Annotated in this window: 10 protein-coding genes; 6 read left to right on the top strand and 4 right to left on the bottom strand. The window is 65.0% G+C overall.

The features are described 5' to 3' along the window. Positions 1 to 73 precede the first annotated feature (73 nt). Both A5750_RS21575 and A5750_RS21570 read left to right on the top strand, forming a co-directional pair. Positions 74 to 1,330, top strand: coding sequence for an MCE family protein (locus A5750_RS21575; protein WP_067265533.1), 1,257 nt, complete (start codon positions 74 to 76; stop codon positions 1,328 to 1,330). Then, positions 1,331 to 3,076 carry an MCE family protein gene (locus A5750_RS21570; protein ID WP_067265530.1) on the top strand — a complete coding sequence of 582 codons (1,746 nt, stop codon included), beginning with the start codon at positions 1,331 to 1,333 and terminating at the stop codon, positions 3,074 to 3,076. A 64-nt stretch (positions 3,077 to 3,140) separates the two neighbouring features. On the opposite strand, the gene A5750_RS21565 is transcribed toward A5750_RS21570, so the two are convergent. The 3 genes from A5750_RS21565 to A5750_RS21555 all read right to left on the bottom strand — a co-directional run bounded on the left by A5750_RS21565 (position 3,141) and on the right by A5750_RS21555 (position 5,163). Next, complete coding sequence (locus A5750_RS21565; protein WP_066957838.1) at positions 3,141 to 3,662, bottom strand: hypothetical protein; 522 nt, start codon at positions 3,660 to 3,662, stop codon at positions 3,141 to 3,143. A 134-nt stretch (positions 3,663 to 3,796) separates the two neighbouring features. After that, positions 3,797 to 4,411: a hypothetical protein gene (locus A5750_RS21560; protein ID WP_067265526.1), complete on the bottom strand. Its 615-nt coding sequence runs from the start codon at positions 4,409 to 4,411 to the stop codon at positions 3,797 to 3,799. Further along, the gene (locus A5750_RS21555) at positions 4,408 to 5,163 is read right to left on the bottom strand and encodes a hypothetical protein (RefSeq protein ID WP_067265570.1); all 756 of its coding nucleotides are present in this window, start codon (positions 5,161 to 5,163) and stop codon (positions 4,408 to 4,410) included. Before A5750_RS21555 ends, A5750_RS21560 begins: the two co-directional genes overlap by 4 nt. Positions 5,164 to 5,380: 217 nt before the next feature. On the opposite strand from A5750_RS21555, the gene A5750_RS21550 reads away from it, so the two are divergent. Further along, positions 5,381 to 5,764, top strand: coding sequence for a hypothetical protein (locus A5750_RS21550; protein WP_197505495.1), 384 nt, complete (start codon positions 5,381 to 5,383; stop codon positions 5,762 to 5,764). A 15-nt stretch (positions 5,765 to 5,779) separates the two neighbouring features. Here A5750_RS21550 and A5750_RS21545 read toward each other — a convergent pair whose 3' ends face one another. Continuing rightward, positions 5,780 to 6,382 (bottom strand): TetR/AcrR family transcriptional regulator, encoded by a 603-nt coding sequence (locus tag A5750_RS21545; RefSeq protein ID WP_067265523.1) that lies wholly within the window; start codon positions 6,380 to 6,382, stop codon positions 5,780 to 5,782. Between the two features lie 98 nt (positions 6,383 to 6,480). Here A5750_RS21545 and A5750_RS21540 point away from each other — a divergent pair, with 98 nt between their 5' ends. From A5750_RS21540 to A5750_RS21530, 3 genes are read left to right on the top strand one after another with little or no spacing between them, the layout of a single operon-like run. After that, positions 6,481 to 7,266 (top strand): hypothetical protein, encoded by a 786-nt coding sequence (locus A5750_RS21540; protein ID WP_066957693.1) that lies wholly within the window; start codon positions 6,481 to 6,483, stop codon positions 7,264 to 7,266. Next, entirely contained in the window at positions 7,263 to 8,069 is an 807-nt protein-coding gene (locus A5750_RS21535; protein ID WP_066957691.1) for a hypothetical protein, read from the top strand. Before A5750_RS21540 ends, A5750_RS21535 begins: the two co-directional genes overlap by 4 nt. Beyond that, entirely contained in the window at positions 8,069 to 8,665 is a 597-nt protein-coding gene (locus A5750_RS21530) for a cytochrome c oxidase subunit 3 family protein (RefSeq protein ID WP_066957689.1), read from the top strand. The genes A5750_RS21535 and A5750_RS21530 overlap by 1 nt, the downstream gene beginning before the upstream one ends. The last annotated feature ends 4 nt before the right edge of the window (positions 8,666 to 8,669 follow it).

Raw genomic sequence — 8,669 nt, 5'->3', positions numbered from 1 at the left:
CACCGATGCCGCCCCGATCGTCCCCAGCGCAGAGCACGTCAGACATGCTGTTGCCAGCCGACGGGCCGCAACAATGATCGCCCGGGCTGCGGTGCGGCGGGTGTTCGCCCTCGGTTGTTGCGTGGTGGCGACGGCGACGGGATGTGCGTTCCACGGCCTGAACTCGCTACCCCTGCCCGGCGCGGTCGGGCGCGGGCCGGGGGCCGACATCTATCACGTCGAGCTGCCGAATGTCGGCACGATGGAGTCGAATTCGCCGGTGATGATCGACGACGTCGTCGTCGGCAGCGTCGGCACGATGCGGGTGCGCGGCTGGCACGCCGATGTCGAGATCTCGGTCAAGCGAGATGTCGTCGTCCCGGCCAACGTGGTTGCCACCGTCGGCCAGACCAGCCTGCTGGGGTCGATGCATGTGGAACTCAATACGCCGCTCGGCCAGCCGGGAAGCGGACGGTTGCAGCCGGGCGCCACCATCCCGCTCAGTCGATCATCTGCCTACCCGTCGACGGAGCAGACGCTGTCGTCGCTGGGGGCAGTCGTCAATGGCGGCGGGCTTGGACAGATCGGGGAGATCATCCACAACTTCTCCGCCGCCCTGTCCGGGCATGAGGGCGCGGTGCGTGATCTGATCACCCGCCTCGACACATTCGTCGGGACGCTGGACGATCAGCGGGACAACCTCGTCGACTCGATCCAGGCGCTGAACCGGCTGGCCAGCACATTCGCCGACCAACGCGACGTTCTCACCCAAGCGCTGCAGAAGATTCCGCCCGCGCTCGATGTTCTGGTCAAGGAGCGCCCCCGGCTGACCGCCGCCCTGGACAAACTCCGCGTCTTCAGCAACACCGCCACCCGGTTGGTCAACGACGCCCAGGCCGACCTGGTCAAGAACCTGAAAAACCTGGAGCCGACCCTCAAAGCCCTCGCCGACGTCGGACCCGAGCTCGGCGTGGCCGTCGCGGCCGCGTTTGTGTTCCCGTTCACCCAGAACTTCGTCGACCGGGCGGTCCGGGGCGACTACTTCAACCTCCACGTCGATTTGGACCTGTCGATTCCACGGCTCAAGCGCGGCTTGATGTTGGGGACCCACTGGGGGCAGCTTGACCAGCCGCTGGTGCCGGCACCCGGAGACCCGTATTACCTGCAGTACACCCACGATCCGATGCATGACCCCCTGCGGCCACCGTGGGTCGACCCCGCGGCCCTGCCTCCGCTGCCGGGTCCTCGGCCGGCGGCCCCGCTGCCCGGGCCTCCGCCGACCGCAGCACCGGCGCCGGACGCGGGTCAAACGCCACCGCCGGCAACGGCGCCGACGGAAGGTGGCGGCTAGATGCTGACCCGCTTCGTCCGGATCCAGCTGGCGGTCTTCGCGATCGCCGGCACCATCGGCGTGATCGCGATGGTGCTCTTCTACATCCAAGCGCCGACCCTGCTGGGCATCGGTCGGATGACGGTGACGCTGGAGCTGCCGGCAACCGGCGGCCTGTACCGGTTTTCCAACGTGACCTACCGTGGTGTTCAGCTCGGCAAGGTCACGTCGGTGGGCCTGACGCCGACCGGCGCGAAAGCGACGCTGTCGCTTAGCACTTCACCGAAGGTCCCCGCGGACCTGACGGCGGAGGTGCTCAGCGTCTCCGCGGTGGGTGAACAGTACGTTGACCTGCGGCCCAAGACCGATTCGCCGCCCTACTTGCACGACGGTTCGGTAATCTCCGCGCGCGACAGCAGGATTCCACAGCCGGTCGGGCCGATGCTCGACCAGCTCAACGCCCTGGTCCAAAGCATCCCGAAGACCAAACTCGGCCAGCTGCTCGACGAGGCCTTCCAGGGCTTCAACGGCACCGGGTACGACCTGGGATCCCTGATCGATTCCTCGCAGACGTTGTCCCGCGATGCCAACGGCGTCGTCGACCGCACCCGAGCCCTGACCGAAGACACCGGGCCGCTACTGGACACCCAGGCGCAGACCACCGATTCGATCAGGACGTGGGCGCGTAGCTTGGCCGGCATCTCGGATGTGTTGGTCGACAACGATTCCCACTTCCGGACCATCCTGCAAAACGGTCCTGAGGCCGCCAATGAAGCTTCCCGGCTGCTCGAGCAAGTCAAGCCAACGCTGCCGGTGCTGCTCGCCAACCTGACCACCATCGGGCAGATCGGCGTCACCTATCACCCCTCGCTGGAGCAGCTGCTGGTGTTGCTGCCGTCGGCGGTCGCCATCGAGCAGGCCGCGGCGGCGCCAAACCATCCGGAGGGAACGGCCCAGGGCGACTTCGCGCTCACGATCGACGACCCGCCGATCTGCACGGTCGGCTTCATGCCTCCGAACACCTGGCGATCCCCGGACGACCTCACTGACATCGACACACCGGACGGGTTGTACTGCAAACTCCCGCAGGATTCACCGATCGGGGTGCGCGGTGCCCGCAACTATCCCTGCATGGGACACCCCGGCAAGCGCGCGCCCACCGTCGAAATCTGCAACAGCGACAAGCCTTTCATGCCGCTGTCGATGAAGCAGCACGTTCTCGGCCCCTACCCGCTTGACCCCAACCTGCTCGCCCAGGGCGTCCCGCCCGACGACCGGGTTACCGTGAACGACAGGATCTTTGGCCCGGTGGAGGGAACGCCGCTGCCGCCGGGGGCGGTGCCGCGCGGCACACCGGCGGGGCCGCGCGGAGAAAATCCACCACCGGGCACGGTTGGAGCGGCCGTACCGCCCGTGCCGTCGTCGGGACCACCTCCGCTGGCGCCCATGTCGAGAATGTCGGCCGACCTTCCGCCCTTCGCGCCACTCGACGTCCCCGCAGCCGGGGAACTTCCCTCGCCACCACCCGCGCCCGCACCGCCCGCTGCCCCCGACGCGGCACCAGCCGACACCGCCGGCGGCGAAGGGCCGCAGGCCGCGCCGAGCTCATTCGGTGGTGGACCGGGTAAGCAGGTGCCGGCCGTCACGGTCGCCCGGTATGACCCGCGCACTGGTCGTTATGTGGGTCCGGACGGGAAGCTCTATCAGCAGTCGGATCTCGTTGCGCCGAAAGCACCCAAGACGTGGCAGGACATGCTTCCCACCTGAGGCCGCTGCCCGGCGATGCGCGGCGCACGAGGATGGGGCGAGGTAAGTGAGTGGAAAAGCCCGGTCAGCCGATTTTGTCGAGGCGTAACGGCATCGCGACGTCGAGCCACTGATTCTGCCCGCAGGCACCAGACGGCCCGACCGTCTTGTCCTTCCCCGCGTAGGTGGACGACCCGAGTTGGTATCCGCCGTATTGATTCACCGGATAGAAATAGAAGGTCTGCTGTCCGGGAAATGCGGTGCCGTCCTCGCACCGCTCCCAGTTGGGCACTTCGCGTTTGACCTTCCACATCTCCCCGTCATTCATATACAGGGGCGCGCTCCATCCCTGGTCGCTGGTCAAGGTGCCGTGGCATTCCTGAAACGTGTCGCACGTCGAGCTGATCGTCCACGTTTGTACGACCGTCGGCTCGCCGAAGTATTGGTCGTTTCTCTGGGCCCAGTCGCCGATGGATGTGGCGCGGAACGTCCCGTTGACGGCCACTTCTTCCTTGGTCGTTGCCCGGGCCATGGATGCCGTGCTGACACCGCCGAACGCGGTGGCAGCGACCAGCGTTGCGGTGGTGAGTGTTCGAACTGAACGCATCAGGTGCTCCTCGATCCGCTTCAACTAACCGCCATTATTAATGGGGTATCAACATTGCTGCGGCTTTTCGTGCAATGAGATTAACACCGCTTCGGCTCCGGCAAAATGGCGATCGGACCAACAATGGAAAGCGATCACGACAGCGGATCCATCTTTGAGATCAGCCAGGAACCCTTGACCTTCGTCAACGTCACCCGGGCGGTGTTCGCGGTGGTCTGCGGTTCCGGCTTCTCCTTGCTCGTCGCGGTCTGGTCGATGAACACCAGCACGACGGCCGAATCCGCGTGCAATTCCGAAACGGCGGCCCGAATCACGCGTGCCGTCTCCGTGACGTGCTTCTGCTGGGCCAGCACCGCGATCTGTTCGGTGAATTTGGTGTAGTAGGCGAGGAAATTACCGGTGAGATATGACTTCGCCTTGGAGAAATCGTGGTCCAGGTGGTCGGGAGAGTACGACAGCACCGCCACGGAACCCTCTGACGCCGTTTGGATTGCCCGGTGTGCCGCCGCTTCGGAGACCTGCTGATCGGGTCGGTACACGAAGAAGTAGAGACCGGCGGCCAGCCCCATCGCGGCAACGACCAACACAGTTGCGACTATCGAACGCCACCTGCTCGCACAGCGGCCGGTCCAGCGCTTGACCGCGGCCGGACGGTCGGTGCGGCCCCGTTGAATAGCGGGTGGCGATCCCGTCTCGTCGGACGGCGTGGCTTGCACGCCGTCCAGCGAGGAACCATTCTCGACAGTCATCGCAAGAAGTCGACTTTCGACATTTTGAGCTGACCGCCATCCCGCGTGAGGTCGACGCTGATCCGCCACACGACAGGTGGACGATGGGTGTTGTCGGCGTTGATGACATCGGACCTCGCTGCGACAAGCAGGACCGCCGAATTGTCGCTCATCGACTCCACCGCAACGGCTTCGACGGTGGCCTTGCTGCTGACTTTGGATTCCTCCGTCTGCTTGGCCATCAAGGCTGACATCGCCGACATCTGGGCCTTGAAGTCGCCTGTGGAGTCGTCGATGATGCGTTGGTAATCGTCCCGGGCGTGGTTGGCGTCAATCGACATCAGCGTCGTGACCCGTTGCCGCGCCGCCGCAGTGAACTCCGCCGCGAGCTGTTGTTGGTGCACGGTGGCGCGGTGCCGCCACACCATGTAACCGCTCGCGGCGAGGGAAGCGGAGGCGAGCAGGATGCCGACGACGGCGGCAATCGTTCTCCGCCTTGGGCGTCGGAGCCACCGCGGTCGCCCCGGCCGCCGCGGAATCCGCGGTCGCGCCCGGGCCGATTTGGCGGGCCGCTGCTCGCCATCGTGGAAAGCCGCGCCGTGGTCGGCGTCTCTTGTTTCGGCTTCCCCGCGCAGCCTCGCGAGGCGCGCCCGAGCCGCCGCGGCGCGCGCTTCGGCCTTGGCAACCTCGTCTGCTTCGTCCACATCCGGGACGGGCGCTTCGGCGCCGGCGGCGACCCCATCGTCGGGATCAGGTCCATCCGGATCGTGCACGGAGAATGAGCTTATCACCACCGCCCGCCCTCAACGGCGCCATCGGGGAGCCGCAATGGTGGCCCTCACGTGCGCAAATGCCTACCCACCACCTCGCGAAGCGGAGCGGGTGGGGTTGGCCCCGCGCGGGCGGCCGTCCGGTACGCCTGATCTTCTCCAACTAGGAGAATTTTCTTTTCGGGTGTGGCACAGTAATTGCGTGCGATTCGTCGTGGCGATGGCTGGCGCGTTGCTCGGCGCCGGTGTGCTGACCGCGCCGCCGTCCTCGGCGGGGCCGACCGTCTGCGACTACCCCGCGTGCACCCCGGGCATCATGCCGCACCAGGTCTTGGGTGCCCCGTGTGACAACACCACCTACTACGCCTTCGGCGTCGCCGATGGATACGTCTCGTTCGCCTCGGAGCCCGGACGGCTGATGTTCTGTGGCTCGCCGAGGAGGTACCAGCCGCGGTGGTTCCGGTCGCCGCCAATGGCGGGAGTCAAAGAAGAAGGCGCCAACTGCCAGAATTATCAGAACTACGTGGCGCAGGCGCCCGACGGCCTGTTCCTCGTTTGCTTTGCCCACGACGGCATAATGACCTGGGTTCGCGCCGACACGTAGCCGCTGCGTCTCCGGTCAGCCGGGCCCGTCCCGGGGCAGACCGAGCAGGCGCCGGCTCAAATCGGTGACCCTGGCGAGCAACGTCTCGTCGTCGATGTCGACAACCAGCGGATGCATGACAGCGGTGCTGAGCGCGCCGGAGAACATGGCCGCCTCGATCCGTCCGTCCAGACCCGCATCGCTCAGCAGCACCCGGTACAGACGGTCCATGAAGGCTTGAAAGGGTTTGTGCTCGGCCAGCAATCGGACGACTACGGGATCGAATTGCAGCGTGCGCACCAACCGGCGGTCGCGAACGGCCATCTCAATCACGCGCACCAGCAAGGCATCTCGTGCTTGCGGGCCGTCGTCGTAGGCTTCGGCCTCCTCGAGAGCCGGCTCGAGCCGGCCGAGTTCCCGCTCGGTCACCGCGATGACGATCTGCTCTTTAGTCCGGAATTGGTGGTAGACAGCAGCTTTCGTGACACCGACGGCATCCGCAATCATCTGCAGCGACGTACCGCTGACACCGTGTGTGGCGAACAGGTCCAACGCGGCGTCGAGTACCCGCGTCCGGGCCGGGCTGCGCTCGATCAGCCAGAATTGCTCATCGGAGACCGGTTGCCGCGCTGTTTCCACGAACCGAGACTAGACGACCTTATTGACCGAAGCTAGCCGATCGGCTAGCTTCGCTGATTATTCGTGTGAGGTAAGGCGATCTCGTAGGGGAGGGGCCGATGGCCGACGTCGGGGCTGGCGACGCGCGGTGTCCGGGGTTGACGCGAACCGCGCTGCGGCGGACCAACGGCGAGCTGGTCCTGCTCTGGACATTGCCGGCGGCGCTTGTCCTCTGGATCGCCGCATTCTTGCTGTTTCCCGGCTTCAATCCGCCGATGTCACCGACGATGCCGGCCGAACAGGTGGCCGCGTTCTATCGCGATCCGGCCCACCTCCCGGAGATCCGGTACAGCATGATCCTGTTCAACTGGTTCGGGGTGTGCCTGGTGCCGATCTTGGCGTTGATCGTCTTGCAGATCCGCAGGATGGCCCATCGGACGCCGATCTTTTCCTATGCGATGCTGGGTTGCGTCGCAGGCGGTCCGACGCTGTTCCTCGTTGCGAACGTGTGCTGGCTCCTGGCCGCCTTTCGTCCTGAACGCAACCCCGAGCTGACCCAGTTGCTCAACGATTTTGCCTGGATCACATTCACGATCCTGGTCCCGTTTCTGATCGGGCAAAGCGTGATCCTCGCCCTGGCAATCTATTTCGACGAGCGGCCGTGCCCGGTCTTCAGCCGGTGGGTGGCCCACTTCAACCTGCTGGTGGCCGGCGCGCTGGTGCCCGCGGCGTTCGTCGGCGCGACCCTGACGGGCCCGTTGGCCTGGGACGGCTTCTTGTCGTTCTGGGTGAAGAACGTTGCGATTGGCGTCTGGATCGTGGTGATGGGCGTGGTGTTAGGCCGGGCGATCTATCGCGAGCGTGCCGAAAAGACCGGTCCCGGGCAAGAATTGGTGAGTGCATGAGTGCGGTGATTGCGCCCTCGGCCTCCACGCCACCTCCAGGTCCGCTGCTTCGCCGAATCGGCTGGCACCTGCTGCGCGGCCCCAAGCGCGAGCTGTGGGTGGCGTGGGGAATACTCGTCGTCTTTTACAGCCTCTTCTTCCCGGTGTTTTTCATCGTGGCGCAAGTCCAGCCGCCGCCGCAACCCACCTGGGACCTGGCGACGCAAGTCCATTGGTTCCACGAACGCCACCTCGGGATACCCGTCGGTTTCGGCGTTATCTTCGCCATTAGCGGCATGATCGCGATCAACAACGCGCTCATCGCCTATTCGATGCGGCGGATGTCGGTCAGTCCGGCGTTCGCGTATTCGTATTTGATCATCTACTCGCTCAGTGCTATTCCCGGCATGTTGCTGCTCAACATCGCGCTGATCGTCGGGACGCTTCGCCCCGAACGCGACCCCGAAGCGGTCGGCTGGCTCTACGACTTCGCCTTCCTGTCTTTCGACGGAACGATGGGGGTCTTCCTGATCGGATCGCTGATCTGGATGGTCGCGATCCTGCTCGACCGGAATCGGGTCTTCCCAAAGTGGTTCGGATATCTCAACCTGTGCAACGCCCTCACCGAGGTCGTGGTGGCGCCGTGCTGGATCTTCCAGCGCGGCGTGCTGGCATGGAACGGTCAGATCGCCTGGTGGCTCGACATGGTCGTGTTCGGGGTCTATCAAGTCATTTTCATCGTCATGCTGTTCCGGATGATCCAGCGCGAGGACCTCGGCACCGGGCGCCTGCCAGAGCTCAAGCGGGAGACGGTGGCCGCGTGATGGCCGATGTAGCCGACGAGAAGCAACGGGTGAGATTCGTGCCGGGACAGCCGGACATGTGGGCGTTCGTGCTCTTCGAGACACTGGTTTTCACGGGCTATTTCGGCTTCTACCTGTTCTACCGCGCCCGCAACCCCGAGCTGTTCTTGCATGCGCAGTCGCAGCTCGACCTGCGGGTCGGGGTGTTCAACACCCTGGTCCTGCTGCTGAGCTCGTGGTCGGTGGCGCGGTGTGTCCAGTCCGCCCGGGTGGGCGCCTACAGTGCGGCCCTGCGCGACGTCTTCATCACCGCCGGGTTTGCCGTGGTCTTCCTCTTCTTCAAGGTGTTCGAGTGGGCTCGCTTGGTGCACATGGGCAATGGATTGGACAGCAACGACTTCTTCACTTACTACTTCTTCCTCACCGGCATCCACTTCGTGCACCTGCTGATCGGCTTCGTCGCCCTCGGCGTCGTCGTCTACCAACTTCGCGCGAAGGCGCGAAAGCCCCACGAAACCCCGGAAACCCAGCAGCTCGTCGAAACCTGCGCTACCTATTGGCACACCGTCGATTTCCTGTGGGTGCTCATCTTCGCGCTGCTCTACGTGGTGAGGTGATCTC

This window comes from Mycobacterium sp. 852002-51613_SCH5001154 (assembly GCF_001667425.1).
Lineage (GTDB): Bacteria > Actinomycetota > Actinomycetes > Mycobacteriales > Mycobacteriaceae > Mycobacterium.
The sequence above is the reverse complement of the archived record's forward strand: the minus strand, read 5'-3'. Positions and strand labels throughout refer to the sequence as shown.